The sequence below is a fragment of the Maribacter spongiae genome (assembly GCF_047345125.1).
In the GTDB taxonomy this organism is placed as follows: Bacteria; Bacteroidota; Bacteroidia; order Flavobacteriales; family Flavobacteriaceae; genus Maribacter.
In genome coordinates this window covers 445,823-465,737 of record NZ_JBLFEQ010000001.1, presented here as the reverse complement: position 1 = coordinate 465,737, position 19,915 = coordinate 445,823, and the positions used below count along the sequence as shown (strand labels likewise).

At 41.3% G+C, this 19,915-nt stretch carries 16 protein-coding genes, 1 tRNA gene and 1 pseudogene; 13 read left to right on the top strand and 5 right to left on the bottom strand.

Features of this window, described 5'->3' with window-relative positions:
- Positions 1-85 precede the first annotated feature (85 nt).
- Positions 86-964 carry a hypothetical protein gene (locus ACKWB9_RS02210; protein ID WP_414001343.1) on the top strand — a complete coding sequence of 293 codons (879 nt, stop codon included), beginning with the start codon at positions 86-88 and terminating at the stop codon, positions 962-964.
- 200 nt (positions 965-1,164) lie between these two features.
- On the opposite strand, the gene ACKWB9_RS02205 is transcribed toward ACKWB9_RS02210, so the two are convergent.
- The 3 genes and pseudogenes from ACKWB9_RS02205 to ACKWB9_RS02195 form a co-directional block, all read right to left on the bottom strand.
- Positions 1,165-2,100 carry an arginase gene (locus ACKWB9_RS02205; protein ID WP_414001342.1) on the bottom strand — a complete coding sequence of 312 codons (936 nt, stop codon included), beginning with the start codon at positions 2,098-2,100 and terminating at the stop codon, positions 1,165-1,167.
- Positions 2,097-2,231 (bottom strand): annotated as a pseudogene (gene rocD / locus ACKWB9_RS02200) (ornithine--oxo-acid transaminase); the annotation flags it as partial. The gene ACKWB9_RS02205 and the pseudogene rocD, both read right to left, overlap by 4 nt.
- A gap of 228 nt (positions 2,232-2,459) precedes the next feature.
- A tRNA-Leu gene (locus tag ACKWB9_RS02195) sits at positions 2,460-2,540 on the bottom strand.
- A gap of 185 nt (positions 2,541-2,725) precedes the next feature.
- On the opposite strand from ACKWB9_RS02195, the gene ACKWB9_RS02190 reads away from it, so the two are divergent.
- The 3 genes from ACKWB9_RS02190 (at position 2,726) to pth (ending at position 5,101) form a co-directional block, all read left to right on the top strand.
- On the top strand, positions 2,726-3,667 hold the full coding sequence (locus ACKWB9_RS02190; RefSeq protein WP_414001341.1) for a ribose-phosphate pyrophosphokinase: 942 nt from the start codon (positions 2,726-2,728) through the stop codon (positions 3,665-3,667).
- Positions 3,668-3,748: 81 nt separating this feature from the next.
- Positions 3,749-4,381 (top strand): 50S ribosomal protein L25/general stress protein Ctc, encoded by a 633-nt coding sequence (locus ACKWB9_RS02185; RefSeq protein WP_414001340.1) that lies wholly within the window; start codon positions 3,749-3,751, stop codon positions 4,379-4,381.
- 93 nt (positions 4,382-4,474) lie between these two features.
- Positions 4,475-5,101, top strand: coding sequence for an aminoacyl-tRNA hydrolase (pth, locus tag ACKWB9_RS02180; protein ID WP_414001339.1), 627 nt, complete (start codon positions 4,475-4,477; stop codon positions 5,099-5,101).
- A 1-nt stretch (position 5,102) separates the two neighbouring features.
- Here pth and ACKWB9_RS02175 read toward each other — a convergent pair whose 3' ends face one another.
- Together ACKWB9_RS02175 and ACKWB9_RS02170 are read right to left on the bottom strand one after the other, a co-directional pair.
- Positions 5,103-5,783 carry a hypothetical protein gene (locus tag ACKWB9_RS02175; RefSeq protein ID WP_414001338.1) on the bottom strand — a complete coding sequence of 227 codons (681 nt, stop codon included), beginning with the start codon at positions 5,781-5,783 and terminating at the stop codon, positions 5,103-5,105.
- Positions 5,780-9,556, bottom strand: coding sequence for a zinc-dependent metalloprotease (locus ACKWB9_RS02170; protein ID WP_414001337.1), 3,777 nt, complete (start codon positions 9,554-9,556; stop codon positions 5,780-5,782). The genes ACKWB9_RS02175 and ACKWB9_RS02170 overlap by 4 nt, the downstream gene beginning before the upstream one ends.
- A 51-nt stretch (positions 9,557-9,607) precedes the next feature.
- On the opposite strand from ACKWB9_RS02170, the gene ACKWB9_RS02165 reads away from it, so the two are divergent.
- The 9 genes from ACKWB9_RS02165 (at position 9,608) to ACKWB9_RS02125 (ending at position 19,915) form a co-directional block, all read left to right on the top strand.
- Positions 9,608-10,534 (top strand): bifunctional riboflavin kinase/FAD synthetase, encoded by a 927-nt coding sequence (locus ACKWB9_RS02165; protein ID WP_414001336.1) that lies wholly within the window; start codon positions 9,608-9,610, stop codon positions 10,532-10,534.
- A gap of 1 nt (position 10,535) precedes the next feature.
- Positions 10,536-11,864: an HTTM domain-containing protein gene (locus tag ACKWB9_RS02160; protein ID WP_414001335.1), complete on the top strand. Its 1,329-nt coding sequence runs from the start codon at positions 10,536-10,538 to the stop codon at positions 11,862-11,864.
- Between the two features lie 52 nt (positions 11,865-11,916).
- The gene (locus ACKWB9_RS02155; RefSeq protein WP_414001334.1) at positions 11,917-12,351 is read left to right on the top strand and encodes a hypothetical protein; all 435 of its coding nucleotides are present in this window, start codon (positions 11,917-11,919) and stop codon (positions 12,349-12,351) included.
- A 1-nt stretch (position 12,352) separates the two neighbouring features.
- Positions 12,353-12,664: a hypothetical protein gene (locus ACKWB9_RS02150; RefSeq protein ID WP_414001333.1), complete on the top strand. Its 312-nt coding sequence runs from the start codon at positions 12,353-12,355 to the stop codon at positions 12,662-12,664.
- A gap of 76 nt (positions 12,665-12,740) precedes the next feature.
- Positions 12,741-14,012, top strand: a complete 1,272-nt coding sequence (gene serS / locus ACKWB9_RS02145) for a serine--tRNA ligase (protein ID WP_414001332.1) — start codon at positions 12,741-12,743, stop codon at positions 14,010-14,012.
- 153 nt (positions 14,013-14,165) lie between these two features.
- Complete coding sequence (locus ACKWB9_RS02140; protein ID WP_414001331.1) at positions 14,166-15,953, top strand: tetratricopeptide repeat protein; 1,788 nt, start codon at positions 14,166-14,168, stop codon at positions 15,951-15,953.
- Between the two features lie 123 nt (positions 15,954-16,076).
- A complete protein-coding gene (locus ACKWB9_RS02135; RefSeq protein WP_414001330.1) occupies positions 16,077-16,388 on the top strand; it encodes a DUF4286 family protein in 312 nt (103 codons plus the stop codon).
- Positions 16,389-16,395: 7 nt separating this feature from the next.
- On the top strand, positions 16,396-17,253 hold the full coding sequence (gene rsmA, locus ACKWB9_RS02130; protein ID WP_414001329.1) for a 16S rRNA (adenine(1518)-N(6)/adenine(1519)-N(6))-dimethyltransferase RsmA: 858 nt from the start codon (positions 16,396-16,398) through the stop codon (positions 17,251-17,253).
- Between the two features lie 265 nt (positions 17,254-17,518).
- Positions 17,519-19,915 carry a glycoside hydrolase family 3 N-terminal domain-containing protein gene (locus tag ACKWB9_RS02125; RefSeq protein ID WP_414001328.1) on the top strand — a complete coding sequence of 799 codons (2,397 nt, stop codon included), beginning with the start codon at positions 17,519-17,521 and terminating at the stop codon, positions 19,913-19,915.

Genomic DNA, 19,915 nt, shown 5'->3' with positions numbered 1-19,915 from the left:
ATTATCTTAGTAAAAAGGATTGATTATTAACACATTAATCTAAAAAAGTTCCCCAAACTGATTTAGTTTATTTTTATCATTAATAATGAAATTCTATCGATTACTTTTAATCTGTATTTTTTTCTTGGGTGCTTTTATGTTAGTTTCCCAAGAAAAAAAATCATCCATCACGATCAACAACCCAAAACAGGGAACAGTATGGACCATACCCGAATTGGTTGGACTGGAATGGGAAGTGCAACACATGAACACCGAAAAATCTACCCGTTTTTTCTTGGTCAGAAATGAAATGGTCGTTCAGGAATTGGGTTCATTTAAAAACACCGGTTCTATAGAAGGTATCGAATTGGCCAAGAATATTGATTCTGGGGACAGATATCAGGTCGTGGGAATAGAATTGTTCCCCGATAACAAATACAACGTTGCCAAATTCGTAACCCCGTTTTTCGCTATTGTAAACAAAGCTTCCGATGAGCGAAAAAGAAAACAAGAATTGGCCGCCATACCAATAACTTCAAAAAAGAAGAAAAAAACCAAGAAGAGAAAAAAGGAAAAGCCAAAACAAAAAATAGCCCAATTGACCATCGGCACAAATCCAAAGACGGACATAAGACAGGAATTTAACGGTCGAAAAATTTCCTACACTAAAGAATTGGTGTTTAATGATGAAAATATCAGTGTAAAGATTTGGGACCATGGGCGTCAAGATGGCGATATTGTTTCTATCTACCTCAATGGAAATTCGGTAGTATCAAAATACCACCTAACCTATTGGAAGAAGGAGTTCAAAATAAAATTAGACCCAAATAAATCCAACGACCTTTTTCTTTATGCCCATAATTTAGGGAAAGCTCCTCCAAATACGGTATCTATTGAAATTACGGACGGTAACAAATCTGAAAATATCATCTTGAATTCAGATTTGCAAAGCTGTGAAGCAGTGATGATCAGTGTCAAGAAGTAAAAAAGCTTATAAAACTGTATTAATCAAGTTGTATTTGCTAGAATCCGGTATTGTTTAACAATTTCAGCCATCAAACCCTGAATCTCTATTTTTTTGGGACTAAACCCGGAAAATTACACGTTATCATATAAATGGATCTTTTACGCTGATTGATCCTTATCATAAAAAGATACCGTTTAATCTTGAACGACCATCCATGATTATCCAAAGCAATGGTTTAGGACATCAAAAGCGGTCTCGGCCATTTTGTTCCCTTTGGTGTCCAACAAGGGGTTCACTTCGGTAAATTCCGCACATACCACTTTTCCCGTTTCCAGAAAGCCCGTAATGATCCGTTTCGCCTCCGATGGGCTAAGACCGAACGGCACCGGGGTTCCCGTTCCGTGGGACACATGGTCGCAGTCCATACTGTCTACATCAAAGGTCAGGTACAGGACATCGCAGTGCCTTAATTTTTCAATGGCTTCCCCGATGCAATGTTGAAAGCCCCTGTACCGCAACTCGGCTACGGTGTAATTTTTTATATTCCGTGCGGCCATCACGGCATTTTCAGGTTCTTCGGTATCCCTGACCCCAAAAAATATGAGATCTTCCGCCAAGAACTTTGGATCGTCCGTACCTATGCTCTTCAATCGCTCCCAATGCTCCAAGGTCTCGCTATCGGGTTCGTTCGTCTTCATTCCTAAGTTGTCCTCATGCAATGCAGCGGCGAGCGGCATGCCATGTACATTGCCCGAGGGTGAAGTATACGGCGAATGCAGGTCCGCATGGGCATCTATCCAAACGATTCCCAACCGGGACCCGGGATCGAACGCCTTGATCCCGGAAATGGTCCCCAGGGCAGACGAATGGTCCCCGGACAGGACCAATGGGAACTCATTGTCCAAAAGGGTTCGATGGATGGTATCCGATACCCTGTTGCACTGTTCTTCCACGAACCCTATCCGTTTTGCGAAAGAATTCTTGACCATATTGTAAATGGTCTCGTTATGGGTATCGATATCCACAAAGGGAATCCTGTTGAAGAAATCGTTCCCGGCATTTATCGCTGCGATCTCCATGGCATCTACCCCCATATCGGCACCTCTGGTACCTGCACCGATATCCGATCGGTTCTTGACTATCCTAATTTTCATCTGAATGCTTTAATGGTATTTTCGATAATGGAAACACAGTCCAAAAGCTGTGCTTCGTCCATCACTAATGGAGGTGCAAAACGGATCTTGTTTCCATGGGTCGGCTTTGCCAACAAACCGTTTATTTTCAGCCCCCTTTTCTTAAGGTCTTTTTAGCATTTTTTCCTATTACACGATCTATCTAATATTTTTATATGCTCTTTGTTTTCCTATTATTCACCCCTAGTATAAAATCGGGTTTTAAAAACCCGAATCTCACCAATGATCATTATAACATAATGACTTAAATTGACAAAAATGCATTACCCAATGTTGCTTGTAAAAGAAAAAAGCCTAGATTTTCATCTAAGCTTTCTCTGTACTCGAGGTGGGAATCGAACCCACACTCCAAAGGAACTGGATTTTGAATCCAGCGCGTCTACCAGTTCCGCCACTCGAGCTTGCCCACCTTTATTACGGTATTTAAAAATAGGACTGCAAAATTAAAAAATATTTTCTTTTCATCGTCAAAAATATCAACAATTATCCTTTAGCAACACAAATTAATTTTTAAATTTGCACCTCCTTAGAAAACAGGGGGTTTCGTATTTCGGGATACATTTTTAAAGATACAATTGATCTAATTATGCCATATCAAGTTCCGCAGCCTAAAATATTTGCCTGTACACAAAGTATGGAACTGGGTAAAAAAATTGCCAAGGCCTATAATATGGACTTAGGCAAAATTCATTTTTCACGTTATAGCGATGGTGAGTTTCAACCTTCTTTTGAGGAATCTATACGTGGCACCAGGATATTCATTATTGGGTCCACGCATCCCGGACCGGAGAATCTAATGCAGATGCTGTTAATGATCGATGCCGCTAAAAGGGCATCCGCCAGACATATAACTGCGGTCATGCCCTATTTTGGTTGGGCAAGACAGGACAGAAAAGACAAACCAAGAGTTCCCATAGCTGCCAAACTTGTAGCAAAAATGCTGGAGGCCGCAGGAGCTACGAGAATTATTACCATGGATCTGCACGCAGACCAAATCCAGGGGTTCTTTGAAAAACCGGTGGACCATTTATTCGCCTCTACCTTGTTCCTGCCTTATTTAAAAAATTTAGGATTGGATAACTTAACGGTCGCATCACCGGATATGGGCGGTTCCAAAAGAGCCTATGCCTATTCAAAAGCCCTGGAATGCGATGTTGTAGTTTGCTATAAGCAGCGTGCCAAGGCCAATGTGATTTCGCATATGGAATTGATCGGGGATGTTGAAGGTAAAAATGTAGTACTGGTAGACGATATGGTGGATACGGCCGGCACACTGACCAAAGCCGCGGATTTAATGATGGAAAGAGGTGCGGCAAGTGTCAGGGCAATTACCACACATGGACTTTTATCGGGAAATGCCTATAAGAAAATCGAAAATTCAAAATTAAAGGAATTGATCATCACCGATTCAATTCCCGTTGAAATAGAAAGTGACAAAGTCAAGGTATTGAGCTGTGCCAATTTGTTTGCGGATGTTATGCAAAAGGTACACAACAACAATTCAATTTCCTCCAAGTTTTTGATGTGATTTTTTGGCTACGCCCAATTCACCGGCAGCAATTGAGGAAGAAAATAATTTATTAAGCATTATTAATTATTAATACATACAATGAAGTCAATTACAATTAAAGGATCAGAAAGAGAAAGCGTGGGCAAAAAATCGACCAAGGCCTTACGTAATGCTGGAAAGGTACCTTGCGTGGTATACGGAGGGGATAAGCCATTGCACTTTTCAGCAGATGAACTAGCGTTCAGAAACTTGGTGTACACTCCAAACGCACATACGGTTGCAATTGAATTGGACGGTGGCCAAAAAGTGAAAGCCGTTATGCAAGACATACAGTTCCACCCGGTAACGGATAAAATCCTGCACATAGATTTCTATCAGTTATTCGATGACAAAGCCGTTACCATGAATATTCCCGTAAAGTTACAAGGAAACTCCCCAGGGGTAAGAAACGGTGGCCGTTTATTGTTTAGAAAACGTAAACTTGCCATTAAGGCATTACCGGACAAATTGCCGGATTTCTTTGATATTGATATTTCAAAGTTGAAAATAGGTCAAAATATATCGGTTGCCTCTTTATTGAACGACGATTTTACGATCCTTCATCCAGATACAACAGTGGTCGTACAAGTTAAGACAGCTCGTGCCGCAGTGGCTACGGATGACGAAGAAGAAGGAGAAGAAGGAGCGGAAGCAGCAACGGAAGCACCGGCCGAAGAAGCAGCTCAAGAATAATCCATTCGGTTATTTTGAAAAATCGATAAAAGCATCCCGAGATCTATCGGGATGCTTTTGTATTTTTATACGGTACGACGGCCATAAATTAGTATGTTTCACTTTCTCAAATCGATTTTCCAATCCAAACCTTTTTTAGACGAAGATGACATCATGAAGAAATTTTTGATCGTAGGCCTAGGAAATATAGGTAATGAATATACGGAAACCAGACACAATATCGGTTTTAAGATATTGGATGCCCTGGCCGTATCGGAAGGTTTTAATTTTGAAACGGCAAAATTGGGAGCTATGGCCACGTTTAGGTTAAAAGGGAGAAGTATTTTATGTTTAAAACCCTCTACTTATATGAACAGGAGTGGTAAAGCTGTAAAATATTGGATGGACAAAGAGAAAGTACCCCAGGAAAACTTGCTTGTCATTACGGACGATATTAATCTGCCTTTTGGCACCCTAAGGATCAAGACAAAGGGAAGTGATGGGGGGCATAACGGTTTAAAGGATATTCAGCAAATTCTTCAAACCACGCAGTACAACAGATTTCGTTTTGGCGTTGGTGCCGATTTTGGCAAAGGCAGGCAAGTAGAGTATGTATTGGGGCAATGGAACGAAGAGGAAAAATCCAAATTGGACGAACGCCTTAAAAAATCGACCGAAATAATTAAATCTTTTATATTGGCAGGTGTCTCCCGGACCATGAACCAATACAACGGCACTTAAATTAAAGCACCTTAAAGCTATATATTCCAGAATTGGTAGCATTACCTTCCCGATCCTTCACTACTATGTTCCAATAATAAACGGTATTGGACGAAACGCTCACTTTTAAGGAAGTGTTACCGTTGGAAAGTGTATTTTCTAAACTGGTAGGTGGGGTTTCCAAGGAAAAATACACCTCATATTCGGTAATGTCATTATCAAGGTCGGAAGCCGTCCATGATAAAGTAACCTCATTGTTCATATCCTTAAAAATATTCTCGGACATTTTTGGGGATATGATATCTGCAGGAAAAGGCGCGAAAGTAGTTCGCGAACCCTGATTATAAAAACTCCAGGTTTCACTGGATACCGTGCGATCTACCTGTCCGTTTTTAGAAAGCACCAGCCAGGAAAAAGGCTCTCCTCTTTCAATAGGTAGTCTAGCAGAAGTACTGGACGTAGTAATGGTCTGCGCAACTCCTGTGTTTATATTGGTCACCCGTAGCTGATACGTTTCCGTATTATCCGCGGCCTCCCATCTAAATTCCACCTGGGTCGTAGTAGCGTTCAAAGGCTCCCCTGTAGTACATTCGGAATTTCGCTCGGGAAAAATAAGTCGTGCCGCTTCAGGAGGTTTGGGGTTCTCTTTTTTACATCCGGAAAAGAACATAAACAAACATCCTAAAAACAATATGGTCCTCATCTCTTAATAACTTTAGCCGTTCCTATAATTGAGCTGCCCTTAAACTGGATATAATAAAGTCCGGCCGCCATTTGCGTAAAATCCAATTCCATTTGTGTACCGCTAATTTCACGTACATCTCTCATAATAAGCCGCCCGTTAGAACTAAATATACTTACTTCTACGGTCTTATCGCTTTCTCCAAAAAATACATTGGTCACATCCGTAAACGGATTAGGAAAAACAACGGGGGTACTTGAAAATAAAATTTGCTCTTCATAGGTTCCCTGACAGGACCTATTGGTAGAAACTTTCAGAAAGTTTATTCCTTTTTCCAGGTCCAGGGTAATTTCGGAAGCCTCCGTTTGTACGAGTTGCCCATTCAATTCCAAATTATATAGATCGGACCCTAGAAGGTTTACAATGACCTGTTTTCCATCTAATGAAACCTTAGAGGTAACGCTCAAGGCATCCGGTTCCGCTATTACTACGTCCAAACAATGCTCTTCATAGACAATCGCCCCATCAACCCCGGTAATACATAAGGTATAGGTACCGGCACTCAAATCGGAAAGTATAAAATTGTCGGTAAAGCTTTGGGTTATATCAACCCCGGGGCCCGAAACCGCAATATCATAATCCAATACTATCTTAGGTAAAATCTGTATCTGCCCGTCATTACTGGTCCTGCACGATTCACTTTGTAAACTAACGCTAAAATTCTCATTGGGAAACCTGTATACAGGACACCCGGATGCATCTACTTCCTGTCCTTCGGGAGTTCCCAAACAAAGATCATCCCCATCATCAAAAATACCATCATTGTCATCATCGGGCCTAAAGTCCCCTTCTACACAAACCTCAAGCGAAAATGAATTTAACCTTCCTCCGTCCGAGTTTAAATTGTCCTTGATCTCCAATGTCCATTCGCCCAAAATAGATTCTCCATTGAACGAACTTAGAGAACCTAACGGCCTTACCGTACCACTGATCGCAGGGTTACCGACACATAAAAATGGGAGGGCATCATCATCAAAAACCGCATTGATATTCCGGGAGCTACCACATGAGCTAGAAGTTAAAACTACTGTAGTTCCTGCCGGGGAAGTAAGGCTTATGACTAAATCCGATAAAAAACTATGCTCTATGTCCAAACTCACATTGATATCAGCTATAGGCAAATCTTCAAAGAATGCTATTTTTGAGGTAATGGTAGGGGTTCCACTGGAAGGTATGGTTATCGGCAGGTCAACTGCATCTTTATTGGTGCAATTAAACTGAACGGTGGTAAAGCTATTCGTAATCCCAAAAGTTCCTTCCCCACAATTATTCCTAGGCTTTACCCGCCAAAAATATTGTGTATCATTGTCCAGATTGTTCGGTGGGTATGTGCTTGTAAAAACCGTGGCCGATTCAATAACATTCGCAAATCCTGAATCTGTAGCGATTTCAACATCATATAGTGTATTCTGGGAATTTGCCTGCCACTCCAAAACAAGATCTTTAGAGGCGTTTTCCAATCCATTGGCCGGGGATATCAAATTCACTTCTGAAAAATTTGCATCGAAAACCTTTAATTGAATGGTTACTTGTTTCGTGAAACTTGCGGAAGTTGCCGTAACTCGTAAGGGGTACGTCCCTACTGGCAGACCACTTATTCCTGTTAGTGTTAAACTCACGTCCGTATCCGTAGTAGCGGATACCGGTGCAAAGGCGACTCCCAGTCCCGCCGGAGGGGCAATTACACTAAACGTACTTTCTTCCGTAAAGCCCAGATAGGTTTCATAATCAAAATCGATTACCACCAGGTCGTTCGGTAAGCAGGCCTCATATTCCAATTGCGGAAAATTCAATACAACTTCTGATTCCACGATCGTAAAATTGGACGTGTTCACTGCAAAAAAGATATTATTGGAAGGCTTGACCATAATTCTGGCCATAGTGGTAGGCGTACCGGGCATGATTACATCATGCCTACCATCGTTCAATACATTTTGGGCCAAGGTCACCGGATAGGTAAGGCCTCCGTCCAACGATAGAAGTATATCCACGGTTTCCGCTAAAATAGGCGCCACATGGGTATTGGCCACATCCCATTCTACGGTCTGGATTTCCCCCGCCACATAGGAGCTGGCCGTACTTTGGGAATTGACCACAAATGGTCCCGCACTGCTGATCACATTAACGGAGACCTCATCCGAAACCGATTGACCTCCATTTAGTGCATTGTCACGGACCGTTAAGGAAAAATTCAAACTTCGTTGCACATCGGAAAGGGTTTCCCAGGCATCGCCCAATACGGGGTTTGTCTGCGTTAAATTACCCGATAAAATTCTATCCAAATTAGGAAAATAACGTTCCGGAACGGTAACCGGGGGCAAAGATCGGAACATGGCACCAGTAGGGTTTGTAGGGCCAAATGTTGCCTGAGTTATGATTCCGTTATCTATCTGTTCCCAGGCATAGGTCAAAACATCTCCCGCATCTGCGTCAGTGGCATCTCCGGTCAATACAAAAGGGGTAGACCTGGGAATGATAAAGTTTTCTACGGGGTCCAGTATAGGAGGATTATTAGAAAAGCCGGTGGCCTCTCCACAAGAGACTGTCCGCAAATAATCCCTTATTTGAACAATACTTACATAATGAAAATAATCATCGCTATTGGAAGCAACATTGTTTATCCCCGTAATACCGGCATAACCCATAATTGTTGTTCCACTGGCAGGCTCTACTTGTACGGTAGTACCTTCGGAAAGATGGGACCATGAATGATTGGCCCCAAATTGGTGTCCCATTTCATGGGCTACCAAATCAATATCAAAACCATCGCCCTCCGGGGCGGAAAATGTGGAATAGGCACTACCTTTTCGATTGTCACGACAAACCGCACCAATAAACCCGGCATTTCCATCCAGGGTATTGTCCTCTTGATCAAATAAATGCCCAATATCGTAATTGCTTTCCCCGATAACATTGGTCAATGTATTTTGAGTCTGTGAACTTAGATTGTCCGTATATGGATCTGTCTCGGAATCGGTATATATAACGGTATCCGTTGTACCTATGAGTTCTAGGGTAACGGCCAGATCCCGCTCAAAAACCTCGTTCACCCGTGTAAGGGTGGCATTAATGGCCGCCAGGGCATCTGCCTTTGTTCCTCCATGAAACGCCGTATATTCCCCGGAAGCGGAAATAGCTACCCTAAATTTCCTCAAGGTTTGATCATCCACCAATCTGGCGGTCAATGTAGATTGCTCCCCGGAAAGCTGCTTAGCGGTCCTACACACAAAATCTACTTCTTTATGGGCATGCTGCTTCCTGTTATACAGCACATATGTGCCGCCCTTGCCCTTCTGCATAAATAACGTTCCTTTTTCACCGGGAACCGTCATCATACTTTCAATACCCTTATGGGAAACACTAAAACGAATTTTCTTGCCCTTATCCTCTGCCCCAATTCCCTTATAAGACGTAATCCAAGGGTATTTTGCGGAAAGTTCCTTGGAAAAAACAGATGCCTCAACTATCTCGAACGGAACTTGATGGCCCGTTTCATCAGGAAAAAAAACGATATTTCGGGAACTTTTTTGCGTACCGACACCCTGAAGCTGGGACCTAAAAAGCCGTTCGTTCAATTGAAATGTTTTGATATCGGAAACATTCCATCGCCTTAATTCTTCCTGTCGTTCAGAACTTTTCAGGGAAATACTGTTCCATGGGCTATTTTGGGCAACTCCCGAAAAGGAAAGAAATAATATGGTAATTGAAAAAACTAGGCGTAATTTTGTAATCATTGAGGGGCTTTTTCTCAAATTCAAATATAAGTTTTTTTATTTCGATCACAGGTGACTACCGTCCACAGCATTACTAAATACGACCAACGATACCCATTGGCCATTACCATCGGCACTTTTGATGGTGTTCATATCGGTCACCGCAAGATATTGGAAAGGATCATAAACCATGCCAAAGACTTAGCGTTAAAATCTGCCGTTCTCACCTTCTTTCCGCACCCAAGAATGGTATTGCAAAAAGATGCCGATATCAAGTTGTTGAATACCCTAGATGAAAAAACCGCCATTTTAAGGCAAATGGGATTGGATATTCTGGTCATTCATCCCTTTACAAAAGATTTCTCCCGTTTGGGCGCTACGGAGTTCGTTAGGGATCTGTTGGTGAACAAGCTCAAGTCCAAAAAAATAATCATCGGTTATGATCATAGGTTCGGGCGCAACCGAAATGCCAACATTACGGACCTTATCGCTTTTGGGAATACCCTGGACTTTACCGTTGAAGAGATTCCCGCCCAGGAGATCGATGATGTTTCCGTGAGTTCCACCAAAATCAGAAAAGCCCTGGAAGAAGGAAACATGGAAACGGCCAACAGTTATTTGGGATATTCCTATATGCTTACCGGAACGGTGCAAAAAGGAAAAGGCCTGGGCAGACAACTCAATTTCCCTACGGCGAATCTCGTTATTGAAGAGAGTTATAAACTAATTCCAAAAAACGGATCTTATATTATTAAGAGCAACATTCGTGGCAGAACCGTTCATGGGATGATGAACATTGGTTACAATCCTACGGTAAATGGCCAAACAAAAACGATAGAAGTCCATTATTTTGATTTCGATGATGATCTATATGGGCAAAAGATCCAGGTAGATCTACTTTCCAGGCTTCGCGACGAACGGAAATTCGATTCCCTTGAAGCTTTAAAGGCCCAATTGGCCAGGGACAAGGAAAATTCATTACAATTTATCTCAAAATAAGATGCTGCAACGGGTGCTTTTTCAGCGAATGGACAACAGCCCGTTAATTATTTTCCGAATATTCTTTGGCATACTTATTTCCATGGAATGCTTTGGTGCCATTGCCACGGGTTGGGTAAAAAGAAATCTTATAGACCCGGAATATACCTTTCCTTTCATTGATTTTGAATGGCTGCAACCGTTATCGGGAACAGGCATGTATTTCTATTTTGTGCTAATGGGCCTGTTGGGCATTTGTATAACGATCGGTTACAGGTATAGATGGAGTATTATTGCTTTTACGGTGTTGTGGACAGGTTGCTATTTAATGCAAAAGACCGCTTACAATAATCACTATTATTTATTGATATTGATTTCCTTCCTAATGTGCTTTTTTCCTGCAAATAGGAGTAGGTCCATAGACACAAGATCGGGTGACATCCAAGAAAAACATTCCATGCCCCATTATGTGAAATGGATTATCGTCCTTCAGTTGCTTATCGTGTACGTATACGCCTCCATTGCTAAATTGTATGGGGATTGGTTGGATTTTAGCATGATAAAGATATTGATGCGGCCCAAAGCGGATTACTTCCTCATCGGCACTATACTACAGGAATCTTGGATCCATAAAATCATTGGCTTGACCGGAATTATTTTCGATTTGTTGATCATACCTGCCTTGCTATGGAAGCGCACTAGAAAATTTGCATTTATAATTTCCGTTTTTTTTCACCTGTTCAATTCCATCATATTCCAAATAGGCATTTTCCCTTATCTTTCGTTGGCGTTTTCGGTCTTCTTTTTTGAGCCTGAAACCGTTCGGAAACTATTTTTTAACAAGAAACCGACGTACCGGCTTTCGGAACTCGCCGTTCCTTCCTATAAAAATTCATTTTTGTTGGGCTTTGGCATTTATTTTCTGATCCAACTGTTATTACCGTTGAGGCATTATATCATAAAGGATCATGTTCTTTGGACGGAAGAGGGCCATCGTATGAGTTGGCGCATGATGTTGCGGAGCCGATACGGCACAGGGCAATTTAAGGTCATTAACAATATGACCCAGAAGGAAAAATTCGTAAAAGTTGAAGATCATCTCACAAAAAGTCAGGCGACCAGGGTATTTTCATACCCGGATTTTGCGTGGCAGTTTGCCCAATATCTCAAAAGAAAGTATGCCGAAAAGGGAGAAAGTGTATCCGTATACCTTACAAATTCCAAGATCAGTATCAACGGAAGACCGTATGCCCCTTTTATCGATCCCAAAATCGATTTGGCCAATACCCCATGGAAATCCTTAGAGCATCACAAATGGATCTTACCTTCCAAATTGAAAAAATCAAAATAGTTTTACCCACGCAACCTTTTTGGAATACTCCTATCTTATTTAAAACCCGGTGATGAGAATTAAAGATTTCCAAAAAACATTCTTCTTCTTTTTGCCTTTTTTGGCCGCCTTAAGTTGTTCCGATATTAAAAATGAAGAACCTTGTGGTGAAATAGCCTGTACTGAAGAATTTGTTTCCTTAACCATTTCTATAAAGAACGCTATCGGAGAACCTGTTCAACTAGACAGTTATAGTGCTGTTCTTTCCGAGACCAATAAAGATATAGCTTCGGAACTGGCCGATTTTGACAAGGATTCTTTTGGCGAAAACGGCATTTATGTTATTTTTAATGATCGTTATGTCAAGGAATTTGAAAATAAAAGTACCTCTTTACAATTTAGGGGCATTAAAGATGCTCAAGAAATAGTCTCGGCGAAATTTGAGGTTGGTGCGGACTGTTGCCATGTAAAACTGATTTCCGGGGACAGGGATATTGTAATACCATAGAATGAAAACCTTATTTTCATTATTATATATAGTTTTGACCCTGTTATTTTATTCAAGCTGTTCTAAAAATGAACCTTGTAAAAATCAACGGAACGCCAAATTATTTTATTTGGACAATTGTGCTACCATAAACGGATATATAATACTGGAGCAAAGCAATGAAGTATATACCTTTCAAGATGAGTTGGAAGAAAAATTCAAAAAAGATGAAATCAATGTAAAGCTTTCTTTTGAATTTACTTCCCCTCGCATTCTAACGGCAGATTGTTTTCAAAACGAGGTCGTTAAAATTACTTGTATTCAAGAAAATTAGCATTATTTATTGTCCTTTACCGAACTTCAAAATCCGAAGATTATCTTAACTTTGCAGACTTGTAAAACCAAGGAACATGTTACAGTTACAGGCTATCCGAGAAGATAAAGAAGCAATGGTGTCAGCATTGCAAAAACGAGGTATCGATGCCCGGACCTTATTGGACAATGTACTTGGACTGGACGAAAAAAGACGTGCCGTACAAACACAATTGGATACCGTATTGGCAGAATCCAATAGGCTTTCCAAAGAAATAGGAATATGTTACAAATCGGGCAAACCCCAAGAAGCCAATGTCTTAAAGGAAAAGACCGCCGATTTAAAAGAAGATTCCAAAAAATTGGGCGAGGATTTAAACCATGTCGCCAAAGAGCTCCAGGACCTTCTTTATCAAATTCCGAATGTCCCCCATGAGTCCGTTCCATCTGGCAATACGGATGAGGACAACGAGGAGGTCTTTAAAGAGGGCGACATTCCGAAATTAAATCAAGAAGCCCTCCCCCATTGGGAACTCGCAAAAAAATATGACATCATAGACTTTGAGCTAGGGGTTAAAATTGCGGGTGCCGGATTTCCTGTTTACAAAGGAAAAGGCGCCAGATTGCAACGTGCTTTGATCTCTTATTTTTTGGACAAAAATACAGAGGCCGGCTATACTGAAATACAGGTTCCGCATTTGGTCAATGAAGCATCGGGCTATGGAACGGGACAATTACCGGACAAAGAAGGGCAAATGTACCATATTACCGCAGATGACCTATATCTTATCCCTACCGCAGAGGTTCCCGTGACCAATATTTTTAGGGACGTTATGCTCAACGGGGCGGATTTTCCCATTCAATATACCGGATACACACCCTGCTTTAGAAGAGAGGCAGGAAGTTATGGGGCGCATGTGCGGGGACTCAATAGGTTGCATCAATTTGATAAAGTGGAAATTGTACGGGTAGAACACCCATCAAATTCCTATAAAGCCCTGGATAAGATGGTGGAACACGTGAAAAGCATTTTACGGGATCTAAAACTCCCCTATCGCATTTTGCGATTGTGCGGTGGCGACCTGGGCTTTACCTCGGCCCTGACCTATGATTTTGAAGTGTTTTCCACAGCACAGGACCGCTGGTTGGAGATAAGTTCCGTTTCCAATTTTGAGACCTATCAGGCCAACCGATTGAAATTAAGGTTTAAGGATGAAAATGGAAAAAGTACATTGGCGCATACATTAAATGGTAGCGCTTTGGCCTTGCCCAGGGTATTGGCGGGAATCATAGAAAACTATCAAACCCCGGAAGGCATCAAAATCCCGGAAGTATTGGTTCCCTATTGTGGGTTTGATAGCATCAAATAGATAAGTTTTCCGATTCACCCCGAGACTATTTTGAAATATCCGGTCGGTTTTATAGGTTATTTTTAATGCAGGACAGAGCATAAAAAAACAATTGTTACATTTCTAAACAGTCTCTTAACACCATATGATAAGTTTCTGCGTTATCTTTAAGCCATGCGAATTCTTAGTCTTATCATCTCTTGTCTCTTGTTTTTTGCAACTGCCAACGCACAGGAAGATTTCTTGGCCAAACAGTATTTTGCCGATGGTGATTTTGAAAAAGCGGTGATTTTTTATGAAAAACTGGCCAAGAAAAATCCCAGAAGAACAGATTACGTTCAGGGCCTGATTGCCTGCTATCAACAATTGAAACGTTATGAAGATGTAGAAAACTTTTTATCCGATCAATTAAAACAGCGCAACCCACACCCTAATCTGTTAATCGAACAAGGTTATAATTATGCGCTGCAAGACATCCCGGAAAAGGCGAATGCATTTTATGAAAAGGCCCTGAAAGTCATTGAGAAAAACCCCAATTTTGGGTATGCGCTCGGATTTCAATTTCAAAAATACAGTTTATTGGACAGGGCCATTATGGCCTACCAAAAGGCAATGGAGCTCAACCCGGCCCTAAATTATGATTATCAATTGGCCCGGATATATGGCGAGCAGGGCAATGTGGAAAAAATGTATCGTTCCTACCTAAATCTGATCGGTGTGGGCAAAACTTCAAAATCCAATATTTTGAGAAGCATTGATGCCTTTGTATCCTCAGATCCGCAAGCTCCCAATAACCTTTCCCTTAAAAAAATCCTTCTGGAAAAAGCACAGAAAAACCCGGACCTTATTTGGAACGAAATGTTAAGTTGGCTGTTCATAAAACAAGAACAATACAATAATGCCTTTAGACAGGAGCGGGCCATTTATAAAAGGACGGAAGGTAGTTCCGCCGAGCGTCTGGAAAGTCTTGGGGACATGGCATTGCAAGCCGGGAAAAATAAGGTTGCAAAAGAAATTTTTGAATATATAGCGGATACTGCCAATAATGAAATCACCAAGTTGAACGCCCAACTTAACTTATTGGATATTGAACTTATTGATGCCAAAGAAAATCAATTGGACCATATTCAAAAAAAATACGGGGCATTGATCGAAACCTACGGCTATAAAAACCAAACGTTGCAATTACAGGTAGCCTACGCCAACTTTTTGACGTTCAGAAAAAACAACCCCGAACCTGCCGAGAAGCTTTTAAAAAACAGCTTGGAACTTCCCCTGAACCCGAGAGGAATAGCATATATTAAATTGACCTTGGGCGATATCCTGGTCTATAACAGAAAATTCAATGAGGCCCTGATCTATTTTTCGCAGGTACAACAGAAACTAAAAAATGATGTACTGGGACAAAATGCCAGGTTTAAAGTTGCACAGACCAGTTTTTATAAGGGTGATTTTGATTGGGCCCTCACCCAGCTTAAAGTATTAAGAGGCTCTACCTCACAACTTATGGCCAATGATGCCATGCAGTTAAGTTTATTGATTTCCGATAATTCCCTGGAGGATTCTACCCAAACCGCTTTAAAAAAATATGCACGGGCAGATTTTCTGGCCTATCAAAATAAAACAAAAGATGCTATTACCGTTTTAGAGGATATTCTTCAAAATCATAAAGGTGAAAAAATAGAAGACGAAGCATTATTGAAGCAGGCCCGAATTTTTGAATCCCAAGAACAATATGAAGATGCACGGTTCAATTACCAAAAAATCGTAGAATTCTATGGATCGGGGATTTTGGCGGACGATGCCCATTTTGCGCTTGGGGAATTGTACAGGAAAGTCTTTGAGGAACCCGAAAAGGCAAAATCACACTTTGAGAAAATAATCTATAATTATCAGGATAGCTATTATTTTCCCCAGGCCCGAAAGAATTTTAGAATGCTCAGAGGGGATGCCATTAACTAAAAACGCATATTAAATCCCTTCCCTAAAGAAAAAATTTTAATACAAATGAGGGGGTTCATTATTAAAATAAAAAACGATAATACTAAATAACGCCTCTTCTTGGAGCGGTCATAAAAAAAACTCATGTACATATACAATGTAACCACCAATATTGATGAATCCGTTCAGGAAGAATGGTTAAAATGGATGAAGGAAACTCATATCCCGGACGTTCTGGCAACGGGCAAGTTTTTAAATGCCAAAATGTGCAAGGTCCTGATAGAAGAAGAAATGAGTGGCGTAACCTATTCCGTTCAGTTTACGACCACAGATAGGCAAACCCTGGAAAAATACTATACCGAAGATGCCCATAGGTTAAGGGAAGATGCATTAAGCAAATTTCCCAATAAATTTGTTTCCTTTAGAACAGAATTGGAGGTAGTTAGCGAACACTGAACAAAGTATGGGGAAGAAAAAAGGAAAATCCAAAAAGTACCGCCATAAATCCAGGGAAGAAGGGCCCGTAAAGGCCAAAAAACATTTGGGGCAACACTTTCTAAAAGATGAGGATATTGCACAAAAAATAGCGGACACCCTATCATTACAAGGGTATTCCAATGTAGTCGAGATCGGGCCCGGAACAGGGGTATTGACCAAGTATCTTTTACAGCGAAAAATGAATTTGGTCGCTATGGATCTGGATGCCGATTCCATTGTTTACCTAAACCATAGTTTTCCCCTGGAACATCCTAATGTCCTTCAGGGAGAAGGTTCTTTTAAGGTCATTGAGGCAGATTTTCTACAATATGACCTGCAAAAGTTGTTCGGGGAACGACCTTATGCCATAACTGGTAATTTTCCCTATAACATATCCTCACAGATCGTTTTTAAAATGTTGGAAATGCGCGAACAAATCCCGGAATTCTCCGGAATGTTCCAGAAAGAAGTCGCCCAACGTATCTGTTCAAAAGAAGGCAATAAAACCTACGGTATACTTTCCGTTTTGGTTCAGGCCTTTTATAAGGCCGAATATCTCTTTACGGTATCCCCACAGGTTTTTGATCCACCGCCAAAGGTACAATCGGGCGTATTACGGTTAACACGAAAGGAGAATTTTAAGCTGGATTGTGATGAGAAATTATTCCGTCAAGTCGTAAAATCGGCTTTCAACCAAAGAAGAAAGACCATCCGTAACAGCCTAAAGACCTATGCGCTGCCGGACATTCTGAAAGAAGATACCATTTTCGGACAGCGGCCGGAGCAATTATCCGTATCGGATTTTATTCTCCTTACCAAAAAAATACAGCATTATATTCCGTAAAACCTTCTGTTTGCAAACACGAAAAAACGGGCATAAAAGACATTCTATCCAATGTTAATCACCAGGTTCACATTGAATCCATTGAACCGGTTTAAACTTTTTGGGTTATAGCGACGCCCCCTGCCGGACAGGAAGGAAAAAATGACAAGGTCAGGATGCAAAAAGGCATTTTTTTAGCCAATTGAAAAAGTTTAAAGAGTTCATTAAAAAATAACAAGGGGTTCTTTATCTTTAGCCAGAAAGATCCAACAAATAAATAATTATAATGCTTTCCTTAAAAAATACAAATTTCGTTCTAATAACGGTTCTAATTTCTTTATATACCACGGCCCAGACCAAGAAAATCTATCATAAAGATTGGATAGACTTCAACAAGAACGGAAAAAAGGAAATCTACGAAGATCAAACCCGGTCCATAGAAAAAAGAATAGATAATCTGTTGTCTTTAATGACCACGGACGAAAAAACCATGCAATTGGTTACTTTGTACGGTTATGGGCGTGTAGCCACCGATGAGCTTCCCGTCAAATCCTGGAAAAACGAACTCTGGAAAGATGGTCTCGCCAATATAGACGAGGCCTCTAACGGGGTATCCGAAAAAGCGAAATACACCTTTCCGTATAGCAAGCACGTTTGGGCATTGAATAAGATCCAAACCTTTTTTGTAGAAGAGACCAGATTGGGTATTCCCGTAGAATTCACGAATGAGGGCATACGAGGGCTAAACCACGTAAAGGCCACCTCTTTTCCGGCACAAATAGGTATGGGAGCTACATGGAACCCCGATCTACTGTATAAAACGGGCCAAGTAATAGGCAAAGAGGCTTACGCCCTTGGTTATAACAACGTCTATTCTCCCGTTTTGGACGTTGCCCGTGACCAGCGTTGGGGCCGTATCGTTGAAAGTTTTGGTGAAGATCCGTTTTTGGTTTCCGAATACGGAGTTCATATAAGCAAAGGAATACAAGAGCAAGGCGTGGTCAACACCCTAAAACACTATGCCGTTTATTCCGCTCCCAAAGGAGGCCGTGACGGTCATGTGCGCTTAGATCCGCACATTACTTGGCGAGACATGCATGCCATGTACCTGTATCCCTTTAAAAGAACCATTGAAGAGACAGAAATTATGGGTGTTATGAGTTCCTATAACGATTATGATGGCGAGCCCATTACGGGAAGCCCTTATTTTTTGACCCAACTGTTAAGAAATACCTATGGTTTCAAAGGTTATGTAGTTTCGGACAGTGATGCCCTGGCCTATTTATACACCAAGCACCATGTGGTAGATTCTTACAAAAAAGCAGTGTTACAAGCCATAACCGCAGGTCTGAACGTACGCACCACGTTCAATCATCCCAAGAACTTTATAACACCTTTACGCGAATTGGTGCAAGAGGGTGAACTTTCGAAAGAAATACTGGATAAGCGGGTCCGGGATGTGCTTTATGTAAAATTCAAGGAAGGGCTTTTTGACACACCTTACAAAGAAGAAAAGACAGCAGGGCAAGTTGTTCGGAGCAAGGCACATAAAGCCCTGTCCCTACAAGCCTCAAGAGAAGCCATTGTTTTATTGAAGAATGACGATAATACCCTACCACTTAAAAAAGACGGACTTAAAAATATTTTAATATGTGGTCCCACGGCCAAGTCGGAATCCAGTTCCATAAGTAGGTACGGGGCATTGCAAACAGAAATTGTCTCGGGCTATGAAGGCATTGTTGATTATTTGGGCGATAAAGTCCGGGTTACCTATTCAAAAGGTATGGATATAAAGGACGAACACTGGCCGGACTCGGAAGTTTTTGACGTACCTCTCAATGAAAAAGAGCATACCATGATAACCGATGCTTTGGATAAATCCGAAGAAGCGGATGCCATTGTTCTATTTGTAGGCGAGGACGAAACCATGGTGGGCGAAAATTTAAGCCGCACCAGTTTGAATCTTCCCGGGCACCAGCGTAAATTACTCACGGCACTTTCCAAAACGGGCAAGCCTTTGATCGTTGTATTGATAAACGGCCATCCCTTGTCCATAAACTATGCCAACAGGCAGGCCGATGCCATTTTAGAGGCGTGGTTTCCCGGTGAATTTGGCGGGCAGGCCATAGCGGAAGTCATTTTTGGCCAATACAATCCGGGCGGTAAACTCCCGGTAACCTTTTTAAGGAGTGCGGGTCAGGTACCCTATAACTTTCCTTATAAACCGGATTCTCAGCGTGGGCAGGCCAAAGATGGCCCTAATGGAACTGGTGAAAGCAGGGTGGTTACGGAGCTTTATCCCTTTGGCCATGGGTTGAGCTATACCACTTTTGCCTATACCGACCTTAAAATTAAAAACAATTGCACTACGACTTCCGGGCAGGTAAGCATTAATTTTAATGTGGAAAATACAGGGGAAGTAGCCGGGGATGTCGTTCCTCAATTATATGTAAACGATGAGATAAGCTCATTAACGGTTTACCAATGGCAATTAAGAGGTTTCAAAAGAATCCATCTAAAGCCAAAAGAAAAAAAGTCGGTGACCTATGTTATAGAACCCCATGACCTACAATTTCTAAATATGGAAAATAAGTACGTGGTCGAAAAAGGGGTGTTCCATATTGCCATAGGAAATTCATCCAAAGATTTTCGATTAAAAGAATCATTTGAAATATTGGAATAA